We start from the raw sequence: 25,179 nt of genomic DNA on the forward strand, positions 1-25,179 counted from the left end.
ACCTACGTCACGGAGTCTTCGCATGTCTTCCGGCACCCTCGCCACCGCACCCGCCGAACCCGGCAGCCCCGGCACACCCGAACCGGCCGACGCCCTGCGCGTCGTGCCGCGCCGCCGGCCCGGCCAGTGGACGGCCGCCGTCGTCGTCCTCGCCCTGCTCGGACTCGCCCTGACCTCCGTCGTGCGCAACAAGGCGTTCCAATGGGACGTCGTCGCCGACTACTTCACCTCCGACTCGGTCCTGCGCGGACTCTGGCTCACCCTGTGGCTGACCGCCGTCGTCATGGCGCTCGGCTTCGCCCTCGGCACCCTGCTCGCCGTCCTGCGGCTCTCCGGCAACCCGGTGCTGCGCGCCGTCAGCCGGGGCTACGTCTGGCTGTTCCGGTCGATCCCGATCCTCGTGCAGCTGCTGCTGTGGTTCAACATCGGGGCGCTGTACCCGCACGTCCTCGGCGTGAAGACGGTCGACCTGCTCGGGCCGGTCACCGTCGCCGTCGTCGGCCTCACCCTGCACGAGGCCGCCTACGCCGCCGAGGTGGTGCGCGGCGGCATCCTCTCCGTCGACCGCGGCCAGAGCGAGGCCGCCCAGGCGCTCGGCCTGAGCCAGTGGCGGCGCCTGCGGCGGATCGTCCTCCCGCAGGCGATGCGCTCCATCGTGCCGCCCGCCGGGAACATGCTGATCGGCACCCTCAAGGGCACCTCCATCGTCAGCGTCATCGCCGTCCAGGACCTGCTGTACTCGGCCCAGCTCGTCTACCACCAGACCTACCAGGTCATCCCGCTGCTGATGGTCGCCACCCTCTGGTACACCGTCGTCACCTCGGTGCTGAGCATCGGCCAGCACTACGTGGAGAAGCACTACGCACGCGGCACGGAGCGCACCCGATGAGGTCCTCGCTCGTCATCGTCGGCGCCGGACCGCGGGCGACCGGTCTGCTCGAACGCATCGCCGCCAACGCACCCGGGCTGTACGCCGGCCAAGGCCTCGACATCCACCTCGTCGACCCGTACCCGCCCGGCGCCGGACGCGTCTGGCGCGCCGCGCAGTCACCGCTGCTGTGGATGAACTCGCACGCCGAGGACGTCACCATGTTCACCGACGAGACGGCCGACATGGCGGGGCCGGTGCGAACCGGCCCCACCCTGCACCAGTGGGCGGCCCTGCCCGGCCGCACCTTCACCGACCGCCGCGTCCAGGGCTCCTACCTGCGCTGGGTGTACGACGAGGCGGTGGCCGCGCTGCCGCCGGGCGTCACCGTCCACCACCACCGGCGGCGCGCGCTCCGGCTCGGCGGGCCGCGCGAGGGCCGCCAGCAGGTGTGGCTGGAGGGCCGCCCGCGGCCCCTGCCCGCCGACCTGGTGGTGCTCGCCCTCGGCCACCTGGACGCCGAACCCGACGTCGAACAGACCCGCCTGGCCGCCTACGCCCGCGACCACGGCCTGGTCCACCTGGCACCGGACTTCACCGCCGACAGCGACCTGTCCGCACTGCCGGCGGGCGCCCCGGTCATCGTCCGCGGCTTCGGACTCGCCTTCGTCGACCTGATGGTGCTGCTCACCGAGGGCCGCGGCGGCCGCCACGAGCAGGACACCTACCTGCCGTCGGGACGGGAACCCGTGCTGTACGTCGGATCACGGCGCGGGGTGCCGTACCACTCGAAGATCGGCTACGACCTCACCGGGGAGCGCCCGCCGCTGCCCCGCTTCCTCGGACCGGCCGAGATCCAGGCGCTGTCGGCCCGCCCCGGCGGGTTCGACTTCCGGCGCGATCTGTGGCCGCTGGCCGAGAAGGAACTCGGATTCGCCCACTACCACCGGCTGTTCGCGGCCCACCCCGAGCGGACCGCCATGGCCTGGGCGGACTTCGAGCGGGCGTACGCGGCCGCGGACCCCGCCGGGCACCGTGCCCTGGTCGCCGCCGCCGTGCCCGACCCCGCCGACCGGCTCGACCTCGCCGCCCTCGACCGCCCGCTGCACGGCGTGCGGCACGAGACGCCCGAGGACTTCCAGGAGGCGCTGCGCGGACACATCGAGGCCGACCTGCGCCGGCGCCACGACCCCGCCCACAGCGCCGACCTCGGTCTCTTCCTCGGACTGCTGTCGGTCTACGGCCAGTTGGTGCGGCTCGGCGACACCGGACCCTGGTGGCACGGCTTCTTCAGCTCCCTCGCCTCCGGGCCGCCCGGGCCCCGGCTGCGGCAGATGCTCGCCCTGTCCCGGGCGGGCGTCCTGCGGTTCGTCGGCGCCGGCATGACCGTCACCGCCGAGGACGGCGTGTTCCGGGCGTCGAGCCCGACCGTGCCCGGCGCGGTGGTCGAGGCACGGGCGCTGGTGGAGGCGCGGCTGCCCGAACCCACCGTCCGGCGCACCCGCGACGGGCTGCTGCGCGCCCTGCACGCCGAGGGAGCCGCCGAGACCCCCGACGGGCTGCTGCGGGTCGACCGCGGCGACGGCAGGATCCTGGACCGCGACGGCCGCCCGCACCCCCGGCGCTTCGCGCTCGGCCCGTTCACCGACGGCCGCACGCCCGGCGCCTTCACACGGCCGCGCACCGGCGGCCCCGCGTTCCGGCAGAACGACGCGACCGCCCGCGCGGTGCTGGGCTTCCTGAGCGGGACGGCTCCTGAACCGGGGCCCGCGGAGGTTTCCGCCCCGGCTCCTCCGGCAGCGGCTTCCGTTCCGGCTTCGGCGGCGGCTTCCGGTCCGGGCCGGGCGGAGGTTTCCGTTCCGGCTTCCGCAGCGGTTCCGGTTCCGGCGAAGACGTCCGTGCCGGCTCCGGCGCCGGTCCCGCACGCCACCGGGTGAGCCCGGCCGTCCCGCACACCACCGGGGGAGCACGGCCGCCCCGTACGCCGTCGGGTGAGCCCCGGCAACGGCCGGCCGTGCGTCCTCTTCCCGTCCCACCGCACCGAAGGAACCCCACCATGAGCGTCATGGTCGACATCAGGTCCGTCCACAAGAGCTTCGGTTCACAGGAGGTCCTCAAGGGCATCGACCTCCAGGTGAACACCGGCCAGGTCACCGTGGTCCTCGGCCCGTCCGGCTCGGGCAAGTCGACGCTGCTGCGCACCATCAACCACCTGGAGAAGGTGGACCGGGGTGCGATCAGCGTGGACGGCACCCTCGTCGGCTACCGCCGTTCCGGCGACACCCTGCACGAACTGCCCGAGCGCGAGGTCCGCGGCCAGCGCACCCGGATCGGCTTCGTCTTCCAGGACTTCCGCCTCTTCCCGCATCTGACCGTGCTGGAGAACCTCGTCGAGGCGCCCGTCGCCGTGCTGAAGCGGCCCCGCGCGAAGGCCGTGGAGTCCGCGCGGCTGCTGCTGGAACGGGTCGGTCTCGCCGGCAAGGCCGACGAGTACCCCGGCCGGCTCTCCGGCGGCCAGCAGCAGCGGGTCGCCATCGCCCGCGCGCTCGCCCTGGAGCCCCGCCTGCTGCTCTTCGACGAACCCACCTCGGCGCTCGACCCGGAACTGGTCGGCGAAGTCCTCGACGTCATCAAGGACCTGGCCCGGCAGGGCACGACCATGATCGTCGTGACCCACGAGATCGCCTTCGCGCGGGAGGTCGCCGACACGGTGGTGTTCATGGACGCCGGCCGGATCGTCGAGCAGGGGCCGCCGGGCGAGGTGCTCGACCGGCCGCGGCACGAACGGACCCGCGCCTTCCTCTCCAAGGTCCTGTGACCGGCGCCCCGCCGGGACGGCGACCGCCACCGGCCTTCCCCCGCCCGGCCCGTGACGGAGAGGAGTCCGCGCGATGACCGCACCGCCGCCCGGTCCGAGGCTGTACCTGGCCGCCGCACTCGACCGGCAGCCGGCGCACGACGCCGCGTCCCGCGGGGAGCCCTGCGGGGAAGCCTTCTCGGAACCCTTCGTGGAGTCCGCACGCCTCGCCGAGAGCGGGGGCCTGGACTTCGTGACGCTCGACGACGGCTCGGCGCGCCCCGGACCGGACGCGTTCGCCGTGCTGTCCCGGGTGGCGGCCGCCACCCGCCGCGTGGGCCTGGTGCCCGCCGTCCCGAGCACGCACGCCGGACCGCGCGCCGTCCCCGCCGCCGTGGCGGCCCTCGACCGGATCAGCCAGGGCCGGGCCGGGTGGCGGATCACGTCCCCGGCCGGCCCGGCCGCGGACGGGGGCAGCGACGGGGCGGCCGACGGGGCCGCGTGCCTGGGGGGCCGTCCGGACCGCGGTTCCCCGGCCGCGCCGCGGTCCCCGCAGGGGCACCCCGTCCGGGTGGCCGCCGCCACCGAGGACGCCGCGCGCGGCACGGCCGCACACCGCGCCGACGTGGTGCTGGTGAGCGCGACGCACCCGGAACAGGCCGCGGCCGTACGGGACCGGCTGCACGAGGAGGCCGCCCGGTGCGGCCGCGACCCGGGCACCCTGCGGGTCCTGGCGGACCTCGCCGTCGACCTCGGCGACGGCGAGTACGCGGCGGAACGGGCCTGGGAGTTCCCCCGCTCAGGGCACGGCCGGGGAGCCGGGAGAGGCGGAGGCGTCCGGCGGACCGCCCGGGGCCCGCTGTACCGGGGCGGCCCCGTCGACCTCGCCGAACTGATCGCCTCCTGGCACCGCGAGGGCGCCGTCGACGGCTTCCACCTCGTGCCGTCCGACCCGCGCCGCGACCTGGAGCGGCTGGTCAACGGCACCGTGACGCTGCTTCAGCACCGCGGGCTGTTCCGCACCTTCTACCCGGGCACCACGCTGCGCGAGCACCTGGACCTGACCTGGCCCGCCGCCGGCCGCCCCGGCCGGTCCTCCGGTCGCAGGGCCGAACGGCCGGCCGGCCGGCGGGCCGGGGCGGGAGGTGCGGCGTGACCGCCTCGTCGCCGGCGTCCGTCGCGCGGGGCCGCCGGCACCCCGTCTCCCCTGGGCCCTGTCGTCACATTCCCGGCTGCATCGCGACGCCATGCACGCACTCTCGCCGCACCGGGCCCGGACCCGAGTACGTCCAGTACGAGGGTCAGGGCCCGGCACGCCGAGAGCACGCACCTGACGCCGCGAGGCCCGCCCTCCGGGCGGACGACGGGAATGTGACGACAGGACCTAGCCCGGCGGCGGCCGGCCGTGTCCGCCCCGGGGCCATCCGGTCGTCGTCCGGGCGGGGGATTCGGCCGGGCGCCGGGGCCGCGGGCCCTTTCCCGCGGCGGCCGCCGCGCCCGTCCAGGGGCTGGCTCTCGCCCCTGTCGCCCGGGCCGGGGGCTCCTGCGGCCCGCCGCCCCCCCAGCTCCCCCCGGCGCCCCGCGCCCCCGTGTCCGTACGCCAGGACGCCGGCGCCGGCCTCGTTCTCCCGTATCCGCTCCAGGGCGCCACGCCGCGCCCCCCTCGGTTTGGCCGCACGGCCGCACATGGAAGGGTTGATCACATGACGGACGCATCCGACCGGTGGAAGCAGTGGCACGAGGACCGCACCGCGACGGTGTCGGCACCCTACGGGCCGCTCGCGCTGACCGGCACCCACTGGCTGGAGGACCACCCGGAGGGTCTGCTGCCGGGCGTTCCCGGCAGGTGGGCGGCCGACGGCGACGCGGTCGTGCTCACCGCCGCCGAGGCGGACGGACTGACCGTCGACGGCCGGCCCCTCGCCGGAGAGGTGCGGCTCGGCGCCGACACGGCGTCGGCGGCGGACGCGCGGGTCGCGCTGGGCGAACGCCGGCTGGTCGTGCTGCTGCGCGAAGGGGCCTGGGGCGTACGGGACTTCGACCCGGCGTCCGAGGCCCGCCGGGCGTTCCGTGGTATCGCGGCCGGCGCGTACGACCCGCGCTGGTCGGTACCGGGGCGCTTCACCCCGTACGGGGAGAGCCGCACCGTGCGCGTGCCGAACGCGGACGGACGCGAGCGCGGTCTGGCTCTCGCCGGGGAACTGGCGTTCACGCTCCAGGGCCGGGACCTGACACTCCAGGCGGCCCGGCAGCCGGACGGCGGCCTGTGGGCGGTGTTCGCCGACACCACCAGCGGGGACAGCAGCTTCCGCTTCCGTTTCCTGCACCCGGAGGCTCCGGACGCCGAGGGCCGCACCACAGTCGACTTCAACCGTGCCGTGCTGCCGCCGTGCGCGTTCGCCGACCACTTCATCTGCCCGTTCCCGCCGCCGGGCAACACCCTGGACCTCGCGATACCCGCGGGGGAGCGCACCCTGCGCTGAGCCCCCGGCGCCCGGCCGCCGACCCCTGACCCACCGTCAAATCACCCGGACCGCACACAGTCCACTCGAACCGCACACAGTCGCACGGCCGAAAGGCACTCTTGCGCCGACCGGCCGTTCGGCCGAATACTCCCCCACAGCGCTTGTCAGGGGCACAACGTGTCTGGAACCCGGACTCCCCCCTGGCTCTGCGCCTCACGGGCCCCGACCCCACGCGGGCCCCCGACTTCCTTTGTGGAGGAACGAAAAGTGAGGATCAAGCGCACTTCCCCCCGCACCGCCATCACGAGACAGACCCGGCTGGTCGCCCTTGCCGCCGGGCTCGTGGCCACTGCGGCGTTCGCGGTCCCCAGCGCGCACGCGGCCGACACCAGCACCTTCAGCGCCGCCCAGCTCACCAAGGCGAGCGACTCGGTGCTCAAGGCGGACGTCCCGGGCACCGCGTGGGCCGTCGACAGCAAGACCAACCGGGTCGTCGTCACCGTGGACAGCACGGTCTCGCAGGCCGACATCAACAGGATCAAACAGCAGGCCGGGACCGACTCCGGGGCCCTGACGATCAAGCACACCCCGGGCAGGTTCAACAAGCTGATCTCCGGCGGCGACGCCATCTACGCGAGCAGCTGGCGCTGCTCGCTGGGCTTCAACGTCCAGGACTCCAGCGGCAACTACTACTTCCTGACCGCCGGTCACTGCACCGACGGCGCGGGCACCTGGTGGTCGAACTCCTCGCACAGCACCACGCTCGGCACCACCGCCGGCTCCTCCTTCCCCGGCAACGACTACGGCATCGTGCGCTACACCAACAGCTCGGTGACCAAGTCGGGTGCCGTGGGCAGCCAGGACATCACCAGCGCCGCGACGCCGTCCGTGGGCACGACCGTCTACCGCCGCGGCTCCACGACCGGCACGCACAGCGGCCGTGTCACCGCCCTCAACGCGACGGTCAACTACGGCAGCGGCGACATCGTCTCCGGTCTGATCCAGACCACCGTCTGCGCCGAGCCCGGCGACTCCGGCGGTCCGCTGTACGGCGGCAGCACGGCCTACGGCCTGACCTCCGGCGGCAGCGGCGACTGCACCTCCGGCGGCACGACGTTCTTCCAGCCGGTCACCGAGGCCCTGAGCGCGTACGGGGTCCACGTCTACTGACCCGGCCCTCCTCCGGCGCGGTCCCGGTCCGGCCGCGTCCGCGGTGGGCGAGCCCCCGCACACGACCCGTGTGCGGGGGCTCGTGCTTGCGCAGGGCGGGGGCAACTGCCCGGACCGGCCAGGGGGTCGAAAACCGGACAGGAGTAGACCTCACGGAGTGCCGACGGATTACCCGCTCGTAGTATTTGCTGAGCGAACGGGAGCGGTGCGACCTCGGGCGCCCAAGCAGGAGGGGGCGCACACCCGTTGCCGTACGCGCGTCCAGAACTCGACCTTGTGTGCTCCCTGCGGGCCTCGGAATAGTAGGCGCCGGTTCCCCTTCAGCTCTCGGCTTCGCGCGAGCAGGGGACACCCATCCTTCGGCCCTGCGAGGTCCCCACAACCTCCTGGGCCGTCCCCCCACAGGAGGACGTCAGTTGAAGCACCGACGCGCACCCCGGCGCCGGACGACCGTGGCGGCCGCGGGCATCGCCGCACTCGTCGTCACGGGAGTCACTTTCCAGAATGCGAACGCCGGCGAGCCCGGCTCGGCCCCCACGGCCCGCACGCTGTCCGCCCCGGCGGCCGGAAAACTCGCCTCGGCCCTGCTCGGGGACCTCGGCACCGGCAGCACGGCCGGCGCGTACTACGACGCCGGGTCGGGCCACCTCGTCGTCAACGTGCTCGACCGGGCCGCCGCGCGCACGGTCGAGCGGGCGGGAGCGAGGGCCAGAGTCGTCGGGAACTCCCTCGCCGAACTGGACGGCGCCCGTGCCCGGCTCGCGAAGGACGCGGCCATACCCGGGACCTCGTGGGCGACCGACCCGGTCACCGACAAGGTCGTGGTCACCGCCGACAGAACGGTCTCCGGGGCCGCGTGGGTCAAGCTCTCCGAGGTCGTCCGGGGTCTGGGAGGCAAGGCCGAACTCAAGCGTTCCAAGGGGGAGTTCAAGCCCTTCGTCGCGGGCGGTGACGCCATCACCGGCTCGGGCGGGCGCTGCTCGCTCGGCTTCAACGTGGTCAAGGACGGGCAGCCGTACTTCCTGACCGCGGGCCACTGCACCGAGGCCATCTCCACCTGGTCGGACGCCGACGGCACCGTGATCGGCAGCAACGAGCGCTCCAGCTTCCCCGGGGACGACTTCGGTCTGGTGAAGTACACCGCGTCCGTCGGCCACCCGAGCGCGGTCGATCTCTACGACGGATCCACGCAGCCGATCACCGGGGCGGGCGAGGCGACCGTCGGCGAGAAGGTGACCCGCAGCGGCTCGACGACCCACGTGCACACCGGCACGGTCACCGCTCTGAACGCCACCGTGAACTACTCCGAGGGCACCGTCGAAGGGCTCGTCCAGACCGATGTGTGCGCCGAGCCCGGCGACAGCGGCGGCTCGCTGTTCGACGGCGGCACCGCGCTCGGCCTGACCTCCGGCGGCAGCGGCGACTGCACCTCCGGCGGCGAGACCTTCTTCCAGCCGGTCACCGAGGCGCTGTCGGCGACCGGCACCACGATCGGCTGACCGGCAGGCCCCACGGCCCCCCACGGGACCGGTCCCCGGCACCCCCGCGGGACCGGCGGGAGCCCCGTCCTCGCCCACGCGCGGGCGGGGCTCTCACGTGTGGGTGCCGGTGTTCGTCCCCGGACCCGGACCGGGACCGGTGCCGCTGCCGGGGTCCGGGCCTGTGGAGGTGCCGGTGCCGGGGGCCGGGTCGGTGAAGGTGTCGTCGGGGGGTGGCGCGGGCGCGGTGCGGGCGGTGCCGCCCGCCTGCGCGGCGGTGCCGTGCGTGCCCGCCTGCGCGGCGGTGCCATGTGCGCCCGTCTGCGCGGCGGTGCCGGGCCCGGCCGTCCCGGCGGCGTCCGCCGTGTGCGGGTCGTCCTTCCACTCCGTTCCCACGGCACGCTCCGCCGCGTCTCCCGCACCCTGCGCCGCACCCGCGCGCCTGCGCCGCTGCCCGGAGGCCAGCAGGGTGATCACCACCCCCGCGGCCGCCCACGCCGCCAGTACCAGCAGCGCGGACGTCAGGGCGTTGCCGTGGAAGTACGCGATCGAGCGGGCCGACCAGGTTCCCGCGCCCGGCGGCAGAGCGGGCCCGATCGCCTTCCAGAACGGCGGCAGCAGCGGCAGCGGGAAGGCACCGCCCGCGCTCGGGTTGCCCGCGATCACCACCAGCAGGATCGCCAGGCCGATGCCGACGATGCCGAAGATCCCCTGGAGGGCGAGGGTGGCGGCGCCCACGGCGAAGGTCACCAGCGCCCCCAGTCCCCACAGGGCCGTGACGCCGCCCGGCAGTGCGCCCAGGACCGGCCCCACGACGACCGCGCCGCCGAGTCCGCCGACGGCCGCGACGAGCGCCATGGCACCCAGCCGGATCGCCGCACGCCGCGGGTCGGCGGGCCGGGCCCCCGCGCTGACGGCGAGGATCGAGGCGCACAGGTAGCCGCCGACGGACCAGCCCACGACCAGGTAGAAGGACGACAGGCCGTTGAAGTCGCCGGCGGAGGCCGGGGCCACGTCCACCGTCCGCACGGTCCGCTGCCGGCTCTGCTCCGCGGAACCGACGATCCGCTCCAGGGAGGTGGCGAGGACGGTGCCGCCGCCGGAGGCGACCAGGAGGGTGTCGGCGGTGCCGGCCGGGGAGACGACCAGGGCGCCGTCGACGTCCCGGTTCAGGATCTGCCGGCGGGCCGCCGCCTCGTCCGCCACCGCGTGCGGGTCCAGGGGGGAGCCGGGCAGCCGCCGCAGCCTGGCCACCGTCTGCCCGGCCGCTGCCGGGGGTGCCGCGACGGCGAAGGGCACGTCCTTGGGTTCCGGGTGGTGCAGCGCGCCCACGTAGGAGGCGATGAACAGCAGCTGCAGCGCCACCACGCCGATGACGAGCAGCGTGGCCCGAGGGGTGACGGCGTCCTTGACCTCCTGGAGGAAGGGGTGCGGGTGCCGGCGGGCGTGCGGGTGGGTCATGTCCTCACGCTGCGTGGCGGCGGGCGTTTGCGCAGGTGGGACGCGCCCGAACGGATGTCGCACACACGTTCGGAAATTGGTTTATGGTGGGGGGAGAGTAGTGAACTGATGTTCGAGAGCCTGTTCGTGCGGGCTCACGAGTGCGGGAGGTGCGTGTGCCGGGCTTCACGCATCTGCACACCGTCTCCGGGTTCTCCCTGCGCTACGGCGCCTCGCACCCGGAGCGGCTGGCCGAGCGCGCCGCCGAGCGGGGCATGGACGCGCTCGCCCTCACCGACCGCGACACCCTCGCCGGTACCGTCCGCTTCGCCAAGGCCTGCGCGGCGGCGGGCATCCGCCCGCTGTTCGGCACGGAACTGGCGGTGGCCGAACCCGAGCGCGTCCGCCCGGCCCGCCCCCGCGCGCACCCCGGCGCCTTCACGGCGCGGGGCGCTGGCGCCGAGCGGGGCGGCGGTCTTGTACGGGGTGACGGGTCCGTACGGGACGGAGGGCTCGTACGCGACGGCGGCCCCGGGCTGCCGCAGCGGCGCCGTACGCCGGTGCGCGGCGGTGCCTTCATCGACGAGTCGACCCCGCGCGTCACCTTCCTCGCCCGGGACGGCGCCCGCGGCTGGGCCGGCCTGTGCCGCCTGGTCACCGCCGCCCACACCCGTCCCGGCACCCCGGTCCTGCCCTGGCCCGACAACCACGCCGAGGGCCTGACCGTGCTGCTCGGCCCCGACTCCGACGTCGGCCGGGCGCTGGCCGCGGGCCGCCCCGACCGGGCCGCGCGCCTCCTCGTCCCCTGGCGCGAGGTCTACGGCGACGCCCTGCGCCTGGAGGCCGTCTGGCACGGCCGCACGGGCACCGGCCCCGGCTCCCTGCGGCTGGCCGCCCGCACCGTCGGCTTCGCCGCCGAGCAGCGGATCCGGCCCGTGCTCAGCAACGCCGTCCGCTACGCGGACCCCGGGCAGGGCCCGGTCGCCGACGTCCTGGACGCGGCCCGCCGGCTGGTCCCCGTCGGTGCCACCAGGGAACTGGACTCGGGTGAGGCCTGGCTGAAGGACCCCGGCGCGATGCTGCACGCGGCCGAGCGGATCGTCGAGGCCGCGGGCTTCCGGCGCGACACGGCCCACCGGCTGCTGGAGCAGACGCGGGCCACGGCAGCCGAGTGCCTGGTCGACCCGGAGGACGACCTCGGCATGGGCACCGTCCACTTCCCCGAGCCGCACCTGGTCGGAGCCGACCGCCGCACCGCCCAGCGCACGCTGGCCTCCCGGGCGGCGGCCGCCATGGTGCTGCGCGGCTACGCCGGCCGGCGCGCGTACTGGGAGCGGATGCACGAAGAGCTGGACGTCATCGCCCACCACGGCTTCGCCTCCTACTTCCTCACCGTCGCCCAAGTGGTCGACGACGTACGGAAGACGGGCATCAGGGTCGCCGCGCGCGGCTCCGGCGCGGGCTCCCTCGTCAACCACCTGCTCGGCATCGCCCACGCCGACCCGGTCGAGCACGGGCTGCTGATGGAGCGCTTCCTGTCCAGGCGGCGGTTCGTCCTGCCCGACATCGACATCGACGTGGAGTCCGCGCGCCGGCTGGAGGTCTACCGGCAGATCATCGGCCGGTTCGGCACCGAGCGGGTGGCGACCGTCGCCATGCCGGAGACGTACCGCGTCCGGCATGCGATCCGGGACGTGGGCGCGGCCCTGTCCATGGACCCCGCCGAGATCGACCGCGTCGCCAAGTCCTTCCCGCACATCCGCGCCCGCGACGCCCGCGCGGCCCTGGCGGAACTGCCCGAGCTGAGGGCGCTGGCGGGGGAGAAGGAGAAGTACGGCAGGCTGTGGGAGCTGGTCGAGGCCCTGGACGCCCTGCCGCGCGGGGTCGCCATGCACCCGTGCGGTGTGCTGCTGTCGGACGCCTCCCTGCTCGCCCGTACGCCGGTCGTGCCGACCAGCGGCGAGGGCCTGCCCATGTCCCAGTTCGACAAGGACGACGTGGAGGACCTCGGGCTGCTCAAACTGGACGTGCTGGGTGTGCGGATGCAGTCGGCGATGGCGCACGCGGTCGCGGAGGTGGAGCGGGCGACGGGGGAGCGGGTCGACCTGGACGCCGTGCCGCAGGGCGACCCGGCGACGTACCGGCTCATCCGATCCGCCGAGACGCTGGGCTGCTTCCAGATCGAGTCCCCGGGCCAGCGCGACCTGGTGGGGCGGCTCCAGCCGGCCACCTTCCACGATCTCGTGGTCGACATCTCGCTCTTCCGGCCCGGTCCGGTCGCCGCCGACATGGTGCGGCCGTTCATCGAGGCGCGGCACGGGCGGGCGCCCGCCCGCTACCCGCACCCCGACCTGGCGGAGCCGTTGCGGGAGACGTACGGGGTCGTCGTCTTCCACGAGCAGATCATCCACATCGTGCACCTCATGACCGGCTGCGGGCGCGACGAGGCGGACCGGGTGCGGCGCGGGCTGTCCGACCCGGAGTCGCAGGGCCGGATCAGGGTGTGGTTCGCGCAGCACGCGGCGGCGAAGGGGTACGACGCAGAAACGATTCAGCGAACCTGGGAGATCGTCGAGGCGTTCGGGTCGTACGGCTTCTGCAAGGCGCACGCGGTGGCCTTCGCGGTGCCGACGTACCAGTCGGCGTGGCTGAAGGCCCATCACCCGGCCGCCTTCTACGCCGGGTTGCTCACCCACGACCCCGGGATGTACCCGAAGCGGCTGCTGCTGGCGGACGCGCGGCGGCGCGGGGTGCCGATCCTGCCGCTGGACGTGAACCGGTCGGGAGTCGCCCACCGTATCGAACTGGTGTCTGAGTCGAAGGGACCCGGGAGACCCCCGGGGCCCGGGACGTGGGGGCTGCGGCTGGCGCTGTCCGACGTGCACGGCATCAGCGAGGCCGAGGCGGCGCGGATCGCGGACGGGCAGCCGTACGCCTCCCTGCTCGACTTCTGGGAACGGGCCCGGCCGAGCCGTCCGGTCGCCGCCCGGCTCGCCCAGGTGGGCGCGCTCGACGCGTTCGGTGCCAACCGCCGCGACCTGCAACTGCACCTGACCGAGCTGCACCGCGGCGCCCGGCGCGCGGGCGGGGGCCAACTGCCCCTGTCCGGCGGCCGGCAGACCGCCGCGGCCGGGCTGCCCGACCTGTCCGAGGCCGAGAAGCTCAGCGCCGAACTGGGCGTGCTGTCCATGGACGCCTCGCGCAACCTCATGGACGACCACCGGACGTTCCTCGACGAACTGGGCGTGGTCTCCGCGCGCCGGCTGCGCACGGCACGGCACGGCGAGACGGTGCTGGTCGCGGGCGCCAAGGCCGCCACCCAGACTCCGCCGGTCCGGTCCGGCAAGCGGGTCATCTTCACCACGCTGGACGACGGCACCGGCCTGGTCGACCTCGCCTTCTTCGACGACTCCCACGACGCCTGCGCGCACACCGTCTTCCACTCCTGGCTGCTGCTGGTGCGCGGAGTGGTGCAGCGGCGCGGCCCGCACAGCCTCAGCGTGGTGGGCGCCGCCGCCTGGAACCTCGCCGAACTGGCCGGACTGCGCGCCGAGGGCGGCCTGGACCAGGTGGCGGCCCGGCTGGCCGGCCCCGGCGGCCCGGCGGAGGGCGGCCCGGCGGGCGGCGCCCCGGAAGACGGTGACGGCAGAGCGCCAGGCGGCGGTGACGGTACGCGGCGGGCCCGGCTCGCCGGCTCGGACGGGCGGCCCGCGCCCGCCGGGTCCGCGGCGCCGGACCCGCTGGAGGCCGCCCGCGACCGCCGTATCCGGATGTCCACCGGTTACGAGATGAACCCATGGGCGGATCTGCGCCCGGCGGGCGAAGGGCCCGCGAGCGGAAGGAAGTTGTGGCACCAGAGTCCAGGGAGCGCGGGATGACCATTCTCTGCGTACGTTTCCAGCTGCCTCCGATGTACGAGGCGGCCCTGCCCGGGCTGCTCGGGCTGCTGGAGGAGTTCACCCCGGTGGTCGAGGCGCTGCCGCCCGACGGGGCGCTGGCCGATCTGCGGGGCGCCGAACGCTACTTCGGGCGCGACGCGGTCGAGCTGGCGTCGGTGATCCGGGTCCGCGCGCTGGCGCGGTTCGGCGTGGACTGCGTGATCGGCGCCGGGCCGGGCCCGATGCTGGCCCGCGTGGCCCTGCGTGCCGCACGGCCGGGACTGACCTGCGCGGTCCCCGCCGAACCGGCCGCCGTCGCGGAGTTCCTCGCCGGTCTGCCCGTCACCGCGCTGCCTGGCGTCGGCGCGGCGACCGCCCGCACCCTGGGCGAGTACGGCCTGGACACCCTGGGTCTGGTCGCCGCCGCACCCCTGTCGACGCTCCAGCGGCTGATCGGCGCGAAGGCGGGCCGCGACCTGCGCGAGAGGGCGAGCGGCGTGGACCGCGGCCGGGTCGTCCCCAACGCCGTCTCCAGGTCCCTGGCCGCGGAACGCCTCTTCGACCGCGACGAACTCGACCCCGGCCGGCACCGCGCCGCGCTGCTGTCGGCCGCCGGGGACCTGGGCGCCCGGCTGCGCGCCCTCGACAAGGTGTGCCGCACCCTGACCCTCACCGTGCGCCACGCCGACCGCTCCGCGATCGTCCGCACGCGCACGCTGGCGGAACCCACCGCCCACTCGGCGACGCTGACCGGGGCCGCCTACGGCCTCTACGAGACCCTGGGGCTCCAGCGCGCCCGGGTCCGCGCGCTCGCCCTGCGCGCCGAGGGCCTGGCCCCCGCCGAACAGGCCTCCCACCAGCTCACCTTCGACCCCGCCGACGAGAAGCTCCGCCGTATCGAGGAGGTCGCGGACCGCGCGCGGGCCAGGTTCGGGCCCCGGGCGGTGATCCCGGGGACGCTGGCCGCGTGAGGGGCGGGGGGCGGTCACGCCGGCCCACGGCGGGGTGAGCACGGTGCCGTCCGCCAGGTGGCTCGCGTCCCCCGCGCAAGGGGTACGCCGTGCGCCGCCCCCGCTCCGGGGACGCGCGCCCGGCCGGTCGTGCTGACCGCTGGGGGCCGGGCCCGCACCCCCGCCGCCGAGGGCCGGCCGCGGAGGCCGTGCCGCCGAGGGCCGGCCGCGGAGGAGCCGGCCCGGAGGCCGTGCGGGGGCGGTCCGGGGCGCCGGTGAGGACGTTGGTGCGCGCCCTGGGGAGCGGCCGTCGCGCATCGCGCCGCACGGCCCCGTTCGCCCCGCTTGGTGACAGGGAGTCAGGTCCCGTGCGATGCGCGGACATTGGCCGTTCGCACGCCCACGAGAATTCTTTACTGACGCGTAACTTCCCCCTTGGCCTACTCGTCCGTAACTTGACGAGTGAACAGCATCCCGTGATCCGGATCACAGCGCTCAGTGCCGTCGCACTCCCCTCGAGCCGCAAGGAGATCACACGATGCTGCCCTTCAGGCGCGCCCTGAGACACCTCGCCGCCCTGCTGCTGGCCGCGGCCGTCGCCACCGTCCCCGCCGCCACGGCCCACGCCGCGTCCGGCACCGCCGCCGCCCCGAGCACCGGCTGGAACGACTACGCCTGCAAGCCCTCGGCCGCCCACCCCCGCCCCGTCGTCCTGGTCCACGGCACCTTCGGCAACTCCGTCGACAACTGGCTCACCCTCGCCCCGTACCTGGAGAGCCGCGGGTACTGCGTCTTCTCCCTCGGCTACGGGCAGCTGCCCGGCGTCCCGGTCTTCAACGGCCTGGGGCCCATCGACAAGTCGGCCGGGCAGCTGTCCGCCTTCGTCGACAAGGTGCTCGCCGCCACCGGCGCCGCCAAGGCCGACCTCGTCGGCCACTCGCAGGGCGGCATGATGCCCCGCTACTACCTGAAGTTCCTCGGCGGCGCGGCCAAGGTGAACGCCCTCGTCGGTGTCGCGCCCGACAGCCACGGCACCACCCTCAGCGGCCTCACCCACCTGCTGCCGTACTTCCCCGGCGCGAGCGACCTGCTCTCCGAGGCCACCCCCGGCCTCGCCGACCAGATCGCCGGGTCCGCCTTCCTCACCCGGCTCAACGCGGGCGGCGACACCGTGCCCGGCGTGCACTACACGGTGATCGCCACCCAGTACGACGAGGTGGCCACCCCCTGGCGGACCCAGTACCTCACCGGCTCCGACGTCCGCAACGTCCTGCTGCAGGACCTCTGCCCGCTCGACCTGTCCGAGCACGTGGCCATCGGCACGATCGACCGCATCGCCTTCCACGAGGTGGCCAACGCGCTCGACCCCGCCCACGCCACCGCCACCACCTGCGCGTCCGCGGTCAGCTGACACGTCGCGCACGCCGGGGCCCGTCCGGCGGAGGCCGCCGGACGGGCCCCGGTACGCGCGCCCGCGCCTCAGCGGCCGTGCCGGCCGGCGGCGCGCCGCCGCACGGAGAGGAACAGCGCCGCGGAGCCGGCCGCCAGCGCGGCCGCGCCGCCGGCCACCGCGTACAGGGCGGTGCTCCCGCCGCCGGTCTCGGCGAGGCTGCGGCCCCCGCCCGCGATCTGGCTGCGGGGACCCGCGTCCGCCCCGGCGGCCGTACCGGACCGCGGGGTGGCCCCCGGGGCGCCCTGGGCGGTGCCCCCGGTGGCGGGCGCGGCGTTCGGCGTGGCCTCGGCGCCGGTACCGGTGTTCCCGTGGTCGTGGTGGTCGTGCCGGACCGTCGATCTGCCGGCGCCGTCCTCGATCTGCCGTTCGGTCGGCGCGGAGGCCGACGGCGCCGGGGCGGAGCCACCCGGCGCCGCCGCGCCGCTCCCGCCCCCGGGGAAGGTGACGTCCGAGCAGGAGTAGAACGCCTCGGGGCTGTCCGAGCGCTGCCACACCGCGTACAGCAACTGCTTGCCGGTGCGCTGGGGCAGCGTGCCGGAGAAGGTGTAGAAGCCGCCCGAGGCCACCGGGTCGGTGACCGTGGCCACCGGGTGCGCGAGGTCCAGGTCCGCCCAGGCGGGCGGCTTCGCCGGGTCGTGGCCGGGCTTGGTGATGTACACGGTGAACGTGCCCTTGTGCTGGGCGGTCACGCGGTACTTGAAGGTGTACGCCCCGCTGCGCACGGCGGTCGCGGGCCAGTCGGCGCGGGGCAGGTCGAGGCCCTTGAACGCGGGGTCGTTCGCGCTGCACAGCTTGCCGTCCGGGATCCGGGCCTGGTGCCGGCCGTTCACGTCGCCGATCCGGACGCCGTTCCAGTCGTACAGGGCCTGGGTGCCGCCGGCGGCGACCGCCGCCCTGCAGGCCGCCGACCTCGGGCTCTCCGGGCCCTCGGCGTAGCACTGGAACACCCGGCTGACCGGCCCGCCCATCGTGCCGTGCGCGGACGCGGGCGCGGCGGCGAGCGCGGTCAGGGCGAGCGGCGCCAGAGCGAGGGCGGCGAGCGGGGCGGACTTGCGGCCGGGGCGTGCGGGGCGTGCGGGCATGGAGGAACTCCTCGCGACGGTCGTTTCTGACGGTGCCGACACCGGGACGGATCCCGTGGGGTGGGTCAGAAACTAGCCCCGGAGAACGGGGCGGCCGCCCGTCGAGGACGGTGCGGGGAGAACCTTATGGCCGCGTTAAGGGAGCGCTGAGGCTGCGCTCAGACAGGGGGTGCGGCAGGGGTGCGCGCGGGCTGCCGCGGGGGCGGGCGCAAGGGGGGTTCCGGCGCGTCCGGGACCTCTGCGGGCGGTCATCCCTCCGGCCACCAGGTGCGCGCGATGTCCTTGCGGACCTCGGGCCGGCCGGCGGGACGCTCATCGGGCTCCTCGTGGATCCGGCGGGATTCCGTCTTCCTCGTCAGGGGCTTCTGCACTGTCACACGGCGCATCGGGGCCTCCTTCGACGTCTACCGGGTTCCGTGTTCTCACGGAGGTAGACCTTTCGGGCGAGACTTGCTCATCGGTGCTGGTCTGTCTGTGGCGGCTGTCACGATCCGGGTGTCAGTGGTGGGTGTCACTCTTGGGGCCATGAGTGCACACACGACGACCGATGGTGACGCGGCCGGCCGGAGCCCGGCTCCAGCGGCGGTGGACTGGGACGCGCAGGCGCCCGTCTTCGACGACGAACCCGATCACGGGCTGCGCGATCCGCAGGTGCGTGCCGCCTGGGCGCGGCGGCTGCGCGACTGGCTGCCGGAGCACCCCGCCGACCTCCTCGACCTCGGCTGCGGCACCGGCAGCCTCTCGCTCCTCGCGGCCGAACAGGGACACCGGGTCACCGGCGTCGACAGCTCCCCGGCCATGGTGGCCCTGGCCCGCGCGAAGCTCGCAGGCCGGGACGCCGCCTTCCTCGTCGGTGACGCGGCGAGCCCGCCGGTGGACCGGGGGCGCTTCGACACCGTCCTGGTCCGCCACGTGCTGTGGGCGCTGCCGGATCCCGCCGGTGCCCTGCGGCACTGGCGGGAGCTGCTGCGGCCCGCCGGGCGGCTGGTCCTCGTCGAGGGCGTCTGGGGCACGGTCACGCCCGTCGGCATACCCACCGAGCGGCTTCTCACTCTCCTCACGCCCCTCGTGGACCACACTCGTGTCGAACACCTGTCGGATGACGCCCGGCTCTGGGGCAAGGCGGTGACCGACGAGCGGTACGCCGTGGTGGCGACGGTGGCGTGACCGGCTCAGGCCAGCAGCGCGGTGAAGCCGGAGCCGCCCTCGCGGGCCAGCGACTCCAGTTCGCCGAGGGCCGCCACAGCCGCGCCGGCCGCCGCCGGATCGCGCTGCGCCAGGCCGCTCGCCGCGAACTCGTCCTCGTCCAGGCGGCGTACGTCCGTGCCGTCGGCGGAGCGCCACAGGTCCAGGTCCAGGTCCTCCACGACCAGGTCCGTGCCCGTGAGCACGGCGGGGCGGGTGATGTCGCAGTACCAGCCCTTCAGCCGCCCGCCGCCGTCGCGAACCTCCTTCACCGCGTACCACCGGTCCCGCCAGTAGTACTCGGTGAAGACGTCGCCCGGCTCGAAGCGCACGAAGCCGAAGTCGCGTACGCCCGCGCCCGCCCAGGGCGCGCGCACCACGATCCGCACCCCGTCGTCCGCGACGGGCACGGCCGGGTAACGGATCTTCGTCCGGCCGCCCTTGACGAGGACGACGTCCACCGTGCCGGGCGGCTCAGGCGAGTTCACGGACATACCGCACCTCCGCCGCGCAGACCTCGTACCCGAACCACCTGTTGATCGCGATCATCGGCCCGTTGCCGGTGTCGTTCCCGGTGAACGCCTCCGTGATGCCGGCCGCGCGGGCGCGGTGCAGCGAGTCGTTCTTGGCGAGCTTGGCCAGGCCCCGGCCGCGGAAGGCGCGGGCGGTGCCGGTCATGCCGGTGCTGTAGCGGGTCCCGCCGTCCGTGTAGGCCAGGGTGAACGCCGCCGGACGGCCCTCGACCACGGCGACGGACGTCAGCTCGCGGTTCAGCAGCGGGTTCCGCCAGGTCTCCTCCAGCCAGGCCTCGTAGTCCGTCAACTCCGCGGCCACGTCGCTCGGTTCGTCGCCCACCGTCTCCGCGTCCAGGTCGAACAGCGGACGCGGGTCATCCGCGTAGTCCGACCCCCGGCGCAGCTCCACCCCGGGCGGCGGGTCCTGGAGCGGCGGGAGGTGGCCCGCCGCCAGGTCGAGGCGGAGGAAGTGGGCGGAGCGGCTGCTGCGGTAGCCGTGCCGCTCGGCGAAGGCGCGGTTGCCGGGCGCGTCCAGCACCCAGGAGTGCAGCCGCACCGCGCCGTGGGCGGCCAGGTACTCCTCGGCGGTGCGCACGAGCAGGGAGCCCGCACCGCGTCCGGTGTGCTCGGGGTGCACGTACACGTTGATGTTGCCCTGGCCGGGTTCCGGGCTCTCGTGGGCGAAGTGCACCTGGGCCGTGCCGATCACCTCGCCGTCCGCCACGGCTATCAGCGGACGGTAACGGGCGTCGGGGTGCATGCGGGTGAGGGTGTGGGTGAGGGACTCGGGGGTGAACAGGACGAAGGGCAGCGCCAGCCGGCGCACGCGGGCGAAGCCCTCCAGGTCGGCGGGCGCGTCGGGGCGCAGGTCACGGACGATCACGGTCATGGGCGCGCACGCTACGGGGCGGCCCCGGCCGCCCGCCTCCCATTTTCCGCCGGCCGCCCCGGCACCCGGCCGGTCCGCCGCTCAGTGCGCCGGTGCGCGACAATCACCCCGTGACCTTGAGGATCCATGTCGACGACGGCGCACCGCCCTACGAGCAGGTGCGGGCCCAGATCTCCGAACAGGCGCGGTCGGGGGCGCTGCCGGTGGGATACCGGCTGCCGACGGTGCGCGGGCTCGCCGAGACGCTCGGACTGGCGGCGAACACGGTCGCCAAGGCGTACCGCGCGCTGGAGGCGGACGGGGTGATCGAGACGCGGGGGCGCAACGGCACGTTCGTGGCCGCCGCGGACTCGGCCTCGGCCCGCGAGGCGGCCGCCGCCGCCCAGGCCTACGCGGAGCGGGTGCGGCGGCTGGGCCTGGACGAGGACACGGCGCACGCGGCCGTACGGGACGCCCTGCGGGCGGCGTACGGGAACTAGGGCACGCCCGCCGGAGTCCGGGAGGCAGGAAGCAGTAGGCCCCGCCCGGCCGGCGTCTGGGAAGCAGGCCCCCCGACGGGGTACGGGAAGCAGGAAGTGGGACGCCTCGCCCGGCCGGAGTCTGGTAACTAGGCCCCGCCTGCCGGCCGGGGCGTGCGCCGCCGGACGTGCGCGCTCCCGCCGACGTGCGCGCCCCGTCAGGGGTGCCGCGCGGGCGCCCGCTCCGGCGTGCGTGTCACCGTCAGGCCCGCGCGCCGGGCCACGTGCGCGAACACCACCGCGTCCCGCACCGCCGCCCCCGTCGGGTCGTTGTTGAAGTACGCGTACACGTCGGTGTCCCGGCCGGCCGGCCAGCCCGTGGCGACGCGGTCCGCCCAGCTCTCCAGGGACCTGCGGCCGTAGTGCGGCCACGCCCGGGCGCGGCCCTGGTGGAAACGGACGTAGCCCCACCCGGCCGTCACCCACAGCGGGGTGACCGGGCGGCCGAGGACGTCGGCCCAGCACAGGGCGGCGCCCCGCAGCTCCAGCACCGTCCGCACCGGCGGCGTCCACCACGACTCGTGCCGCGGCTCCACCGCCACCCGGGTGCCCGGCGGGAAGCACGCGAGGCAGGCGTCCAGCAGGCCGGGATCGGCGCGCAGCGTGGGCGGCAGCTGGAGCAGCACCGGGCCGAGCCGGTCGCCGAGGCCCGAGGCGTGGGCCATCAGCCGGTGCACCGGCTCCTCGGGGTCCTTGAGGCGCTTGACGTGGGACAGGAAGCGGCTCGCCTTGACCGCGACGACGAAGCCGGGCGGCAGCCGCTCCCGCCACGCCTCGAAGGTCTCCCGCGACGGCAGCCGGTAGAAGGCGTTGTTGACCTCCACCGTGGCGAACGCGGCGGCGTACTCCTCCAGCCACCGGCGCACCGGGCACCCCTGCGGGTACAGCACGCCCCGCCAGTCCTTGTACTGCCACCCCGACGTCCCGACGAACAGGGTCATACGCCCATGAAAACACCCCGGCCCACGCGGCACAGGCCGAGGGCTGCCGGCCGGGCACCGGCGTCCTACAGGTACAGCCCCGCGTCGGCGCCCTCCCGCGGCTCCGGGAGCGCCGTCGGGGAGGTGCCCCGGCGCAGCGCGTACAGCTCGGCCAGGGTCGCCCCCTCGCGGCCCACGCCCTCCTCCGTGCCCAGCCAGTCCACCGCCTCCCGGCGGGTCAGCCGGCCCACCTCGATGCGGGCCAGGCAGCGGCCCGGCCGGACCACGGCGGGGTGCAGCCGCTCCAGGTCCTCGTTGGTCGTCACCCCGACCAGCACGTTGCGGCCCTGGCCGAGCAGGCCGTCCGTGAGGTTCAGCAGGCGCGAGAGGGCCTGGCCCGCCGTGTGCTTGGCCTCGCCGCGGATCAGTTCGTCGCAGTCCTCCAGCAGGAGCAGCCGCCAGCGGCCCCTGCCCGCCGAGTCCTCCTCACCGATGGCGATGTCCATCAGGTAGCCGACGTCCGAGAACAGCCGCTCGGGGTCGAGGACGCAGTCCACCTGGCACCAGTCCCGCCAGGAGCGGGCCAGCGTCCGCAGCGCGGAGGTCTTGCCGGTGCCCGGCGGCCCGTGCAGCAGCAGGAGGCGGCCCGCGATGTCCTGGGGGCCGGTCTTCATCAGGCGGTCCATCGCGTCCGCGACCGGCGCCGTGTAGTTGGCCCGGATCTCGTCCCAGGTGCCCGCGGCGATCTGCCGGGTGGTGCGGTGCGGGCCGCGCCGCGGGGAGACGTACCAGAAGCCCATCGTCACGTTCTCCGGCTGCGGCTCGGGTTCGTCCGCCGCGCCGTCCGTGGCCTGGTCCAGGATCCGCTGGGCCAGGCCGGCGTCGGTCGCGGTGACCGTGACGTCCGCCCCGCGGTTCCAGCGGGAGACCAGCAGGGTCCAGCCGTCGCCCTCCGCGAGGGTGGCGCTGCGGTCGTCGTCGCGGGCCACCCGCAGCACCCGGGCGCCGTCCGGGAGCAGCGTGGCGCCGGACCGGACCCGTTCGATGTTGACCGCGTGCGAGAACGGCTGCTCGCCCGTCGCGAAGCGGCCGAGGAACAGCGCGTCGACGACGTCGGACGGCGAGTCGGAGTCGTCGACGTTGAGCCGGATCGGCAGAGCGTCGTGTGGGTTCGCAGACATGCCGCCATGATCTGTCACCGGACCGCCCCGCGCACCCCGTTTCCCGGCCGTACGTCGCGTGTCGGCCGCTTCGCCCGGCCGGACGCGCCCGGACCCCGCTCCGGCCGCATGCGCCCGGCGCGCTCCGCCTCGGGCACTGCACCGCATCGCGCCGTGCCCGTACAGGAGCGCGCCGGGCCCGGCGCCCCGCCCCCGACCGTTGACGCGTACTCACTCACCCCTGCGGCACGGCCGGTTCCCGCGACGGCAGCAGTTGTCGCACTCCTTCCGGCCCCGGCCCCGGCCCCGCCCGGCCCCGGCCCGGGACCGAGGAGGGGGATGCCGTCCGCGGCGGCCTGCCTCGGCCGATGGGCAGGGCCCCGCGAACGGGTCGGAGCGGGTGCCGGACAGACGGGTCGCCAGCTGGACGGGCCACGCGTGCGGCAAGCGGTAGCCAGCGCCCGGTCCGCCGGTTCGGCACCGGCTTGCGGACCGTCAGGGAGGGCTCCGGCAGGGTCGGGGCGCGCACGGCGGGGACGTACCTCACCCCCGTCCGCGTCGCGTCCCGGCCCCCGCTCCTCCCCGGCGCCCAGCCGTGCGGGGTCCGTCAACGCGACGAAGCCGCCCGTACGGGTTCTTGTCATCCTCTGACGGAGTGTTCGAGGAGGGCGTCGGCCGTACGCCGGGTGCGCCCCTGCGCCCCCTGATTTCCCGGGAGTTCATGAACTTTCTTGGCATGGACACTTCCAGTTGACGCGCGTAGCTGCTACCACGGATGCGGCAGAGAAGCTGCTAAAGGGAGGTTCCATGAGACGTTCCCGAATTGCCGCACGCGTCGGCTCACTTCTGCTCACCGTCGGTCTCGTCCTCACCGGGACGGCCGCGGCGCAGGCAGCGCAGCCGGCCGCCACCGGGGGCTATGTGGCCCTCGGCGACTCCTACTCCTCCGGGGTGGGCGCCGGCAGTTACATCAGCTCCAGCGGCGACTGCGACCGCAGCACCAAGGCGTACCCCTACCTCTGGAACGCCGCCCACGCCCCCTCGTCGTTCGCCTTCACCGCCTGCTCGGGCGCCAGGACCGACGACGTCCTCGCCAACCAGCTCGGCCCGCTCAATTCCGGCACGTCCCTCGTCTCCATCACCATCGGCGGCAACGACGCCGGGTTCTCCGACGTCATGACGACCTGTGTGCTCCAGTCCGACAGCACCTGCCTCTCCCGCATCGCCACCGCCAAGGCCTACGTCGACTCGACGCTGCCCGGCAAGCTCGACAACCTGTACTCGGTGATCCGCGGCAAGGCGCCCTCCGCTCACGTCGTCGTGATCGGCTACCCCCGCTTCTACCTGCTCGGCCAGACCTGCCTCGGCCTGTCGGAGGCCAAGCGGTCGGCCATCAACGGCGCGGCCGACTACATCGACGCGGCCATCGCCAAGGTCGCCGCGAACCACGGCTTCACCTTCGGCGACGTCCGCACCACCTTCGGCGGTCACGAGATCTGCTCCGGCAGCTCCTGGCTGCACAGCGTCAACTGGCTCGACATCGGCGAGTCCTACCACCCGACGGCGACCGGCCACTCGAGCGGTTACCTGCCGGTGCTCAACAGCGCCGCCTGACACCGGCTGCCCGACCGGCCGTCCCACCGCCCGACGCCGCACCGGCACCGCGACGTGAGATCGCCCACGTTCCGGCGGCGGTGAGGAGAACGGCGCGACGCCCGCCTCCCCGTCCGGGGGCGGGCGTTCGTGCCGCCGGGGACACGCCCTCGGCGGACCGTGCTGCCGCCCCGGTGCCGCATCACTCGCCGTGACCGCGCGGCGGTGCCCGCGGGCGCCGCGACCCGTCTGCCAGCCGTTGTCCAACTCGCCGCGGAATCGGGCGCATTCGGAGAGTAGTCGTCAACCCCCTTGCGCAGAAGGTGAATCCTGCGACCGTGATACACGCATGCCCGTGGGGGGCGATAGGGTTACCCTGCCCGGGCCGGGTGGACTCGTACGGGTGGGGAGTGACATGGAGCAGATAACAGTGCGCAGCAGGGCGAGGGTCCCTGCGATCACCTGCGGAAGCAGCGCGACCAGCTCGCGCCTCGACCGCCATCTCGCGGTGCTGGGCGGTCCTGCCGTCCCGCAGCGAGAGGCAGCCGAGGCGACGTTGCTGATGCGTGAACTCACCGCGCGTGGCGCGCACGACCGCACGGGCAGGGGTGCGCGGATGCGCCGGGTGTCGCTGTTCGCGCCCCTGCGCCGGCTGCGCCGCTCGCTGTTCGGCGGGCACTAGCGGCACCGCCGTCCCCGGCCTCTCCGGCACCTCCGGAGGGCGCCGTGGACGTTCCTGGACCTGCGTCCGCTCGGGGCACGGGTCCGGGACCGGATCACCACACCGTCCCGTACCGCGCCGCGGTCCCGCCGTCCGC

At 74.9% G+C, this 25,179-nt stretch carries 20 protein-coding genes and 1 pseudogene; 14 read left to right on the plus strand and 7 right to left on the minus strand.

The window, feature by feature from the left end:
* Nucleotides 1–22: 22 nt before the first annotated feature.
* From AC6I72_RS25090 to AC6I72_RS25120, 7 genes are all read left to right on the plus strand, one after another.
* Nucleotides 23–889 (plus strand): amino acid ABC transporter permease, encoded by an 867-nt coding sequence (locus AC6I72_RS25090; protein ID WP_498003419.1) that lies wholly within the window; start codon nt 23–25, stop codon nt 887–889.
* Nucleotides 886–2,805: an FAD/NAD(P)-binding protein gene (locus AC6I72_RS25095; RefSeq protein ID WP_498003420.1), complete on the plus strand. Its 1,920-nt coding sequence runs from the start codon at nt 886–888 to the stop codon at nt 2,803–2,805. Before AC6I72_RS25090 ends, AC6I72_RS25095 begins: the two co-directional genes overlap by 4 nt.
* A gap of 119 nt (nt 2,806–2,924) precedes the next feature.
* The gene (locus AC6I72_RS25100; RefSeq protein ID WP_498003421.1) at nt 2,925–3,686 is read left to right on the plus strand and encodes an amino acid ABC transporter ATP-binding protein; all 762 of its coding nucleotides are present in this window, start codon (nt 2,925–2,927) and stop codon (nt 3,684–3,686) included.
* Nucleotides 3,687–3,759: 73 nt separating this feature from the next.
* Nucleotides 3,760–4,821: an LLM class flavin-dependent oxidoreductase gene (locus AC6I72_RS25105; protein WP_498003422.1), complete on the plus strand. Its 1,062-nt coding sequence runs from the start codon at nt 3,760–3,762 to the stop codon at nt 4,819–4,821.
* Between the two features lie 547 nt (nt 4,822–5,368).
* Nucleotides 5,369–6,148, plus strand: coding sequence for a DUF1684 domain-containing protein (locus AC6I72_RS25110; protein ID WP_498003423.1), 780 nt, complete (start codon nt 5,369–5,371; stop codon nt 6,146–6,148).
* A 249-nt stretch (nt 6,149–6,397) separates the two neighbouring features.
* Nucleotides 6,398–7,300, plus strand: a complete 903-nt coding sequence (locus AC6I72_RS25115; protein ID WP_498003424.1) for a S1 family peptidase — start codon at nt 6,398–6,400, stop codon at nt 7,298–7,300.
* Nucleotides 7,301–7,716: 416 nt separating this feature from the next.
* A complete protein-coding gene (locus AC6I72_RS25120) occupies nt 7,717–8,799 on the plus strand; it encodes a S1 family peptidase (protein WP_498003425.1) in 1,083 nt (360 codons plus the stop codon).
* A 408-nt stretch (nt 8,800–9,207) separates the two neighbouring features.
* Here AC6I72_RS25120 and AC6I72_RS25125 read toward each other — a convergent pair.
* A pseudogene (locus AC6I72_RS25125) lies at nt 9,208–10,239 on the minus strand (DUF3533 domain-containing protein); the annotation flags it as partial.
* A 155-nt stretch (nt 10,240–10,394) separates the two neighbouring features.
* On the opposite strand from AC6I72_RS25125, the gene AC6I72_RS25130 reads away from it, so the two are divergent.
* The 3 genes from AC6I72_RS25130 (at nt 10,395) to AC6I72_RS25140 (ending at nt 16,457) form a co-directional block, all read left to right on the plus strand.
* Nucleotides 10,395–14,096, plus strand: coding sequence for a DNA polymerase III subunit alpha (locus AC6I72_RS25130; RefSeq protein ID WP_498003426.1), 3,702 nt, complete (start codon nt 10,395–10,397; stop codon nt 14,094–14,096).
* Entirely contained in the window at nt 14,093–15,067 is a 975-nt protein-coding gene (locus tag AC6I72_RS25135; RefSeq protein WP_498003427.1) for a DNA polymerase Y family protein, read from the plus strand. The genes AC6I72_RS25130 and AC6I72_RS25135 overlap by 4 nt, the downstream gene beginning before the upstream one ends.
* 517 nt (nt 15,068–15,584) lie before the next feature.
* A complete protein-coding gene (locus tag AC6I72_RS25140; RefSeq protein ID WP_498003428.1) occupies nt 15,585–16,457 on the plus strand; it encodes an esterase/lipase family protein in 873 nt (290 codons plus the stop codon).
* Nucleotides 16,458–16,525: 68 nt separating this feature from the next.
* On the opposite strand, the gene AC6I72_RS25145 is transcribed toward AC6I72_RS25140, so the two are convergent.
* Both AC6I72_RS25145 and AC6I72_RS25150 read right to left on the minus strand, forming a co-directional pair.
* A complete protein-coding gene (locus tag AC6I72_RS25145; protein WP_498003429.1) occupies nt 16,526–17,581 on the minus strand; it encodes a lytic polysaccharide monooxygenase auxiliary activity family 9 protein in 1,056 nt (351 codons plus the stop codon).
* 248 nt (nt 17,582–17,829) lie between these two features.
* Nucleotides 17,830–17,967, minus strand: coding sequence for a hypothetical protein (locus tag AC6I72_RS25150; RefSeq protein WP_498003430.1), 138 nt, complete (start codon nt 17,965–17,967; stop codon nt 17,830–17,832).
* A 139-nt stretch (nt 17,968–18,106) separates the two neighbouring features.
* On the opposite strand from AC6I72_RS25150, the gene AC6I72_RS25155 reads away from it, so the two are divergent.
* A complete protein-coding gene (locus tag AC6I72_RS25155; protein WP_498003431.1) occupies nt 18,107–18,748 on the plus strand; it encodes a class I SAM-dependent methyltransferase in 642 nt (213 codons plus the stop codon).
* A 5-nt stretch (nt 18,749–18,753) separates the two neighbouring features.
* On the opposite strand, the gene AC6I72_RS25160 is transcribed toward AC6I72_RS25155, so the two are convergent.
* The gene (locus AC6I72_RS25160) at nt 18,754–19,260 is read right to left on the minus strand and encodes a ribonuclease FAU-1 family protein (RefSeq protein ID WP_498003432.1); all 507 of its coding nucleotides are present in this window, start codon (nt 19,258–19,260) and stop codon (nt 18,754–18,756) included.
* The gene (locus AC6I72_RS25165; protein ID WP_498003433.1) at nt 19,241–20,170 is read right to left on the minus strand and encodes a GNAT family N-acetyltransferase; all 930 of its coding nucleotides are present in this window, start codon (nt 20,168–20,170) and stop codon (nt 19,241–19,243) included. The genes AC6I72_RS25160 and AC6I72_RS25165 overlap by 20 nt, the downstream gene beginning before the upstream one ends.
* A gap of 110 nt (nt 20,171–20,280) precedes the next feature.
* On the opposite strand from AC6I72_RS25165, the gene AC6I72_RS25170 reads away from it, so the two are divergent.
* Nucleotides 20,281–20,649 (plus strand): GntR family transcriptional regulator, encoded by a 369-nt coding sequence (locus AC6I72_RS25170; RefSeq protein WP_498003434.1) that lies wholly within the window; start codon nt 20,281–20,283, stop codon nt 20,647–20,649.
* A gap of 197 nt (nt 20,650–20,846) precedes the next feature.
* Here the strand turns inward: AC6I72_RS25170 and AC6I72_RS25175 are convergent, their stop codons facing one another.
* Complete coding sequence (locus AC6I72_RS25175) at nt 20,847–21,629, minus strand: DUF72 domain-containing protein (protein ID WP_498003435.1); 783 nt, start codon at nt 21,627–21,629, stop codon at nt 20,847–20,849.
* A 65-nt stretch (nt 21,630–21,694) separates the two neighbouring features.
* Nucleotides 21,695–22,789, minus strand: a complete 1,095-nt coding sequence (locus tag AC6I72_RS25180) for a DUF5925 domain-containing protein (RefSeq protein WP_498003436.1) — start codon at nt 22,787–22,789, stop codon at nt 21,695–21,697.
* 786 nt (nt 22,790–23,575) lie between these two features.
* Here AC6I72_RS25180 and AC6I72_RS25185 point away from each other — a divergent pair.
* Together AC6I72_RS25185 and AC6I72_RS25190 are read left to right on the plus strand one after the other, a co-directional pair.
* Nucleotides 23,576–24,382, plus strand: coding sequence for an SGNH/GDSL hydrolase family protein (locus AC6I72_RS25185; protein WP_498003437.1), 807 nt, complete (start codon nt 23,576–23,578; stop codon nt 24,380–24,382).
* Nucleotides 24,383–24,776: 394 nt separating this feature from the next.
* Complete coding sequence (locus tag AC6I72_RS25190; protein ID WP_037860555.1) at nt 24,777–25,043, plus strand: hypothetical protein; 267 nt, start codon at nt 24,777–24,779, stop codon at nt 25,041–25,043.
* The last annotated feature ends 136 nt before the right edge of the window (nt 25,044–25,179 follow it).

The sequence above is a fragment of the Streptomyces sp. Xyl84 genome (assembly GCF_059731885.1).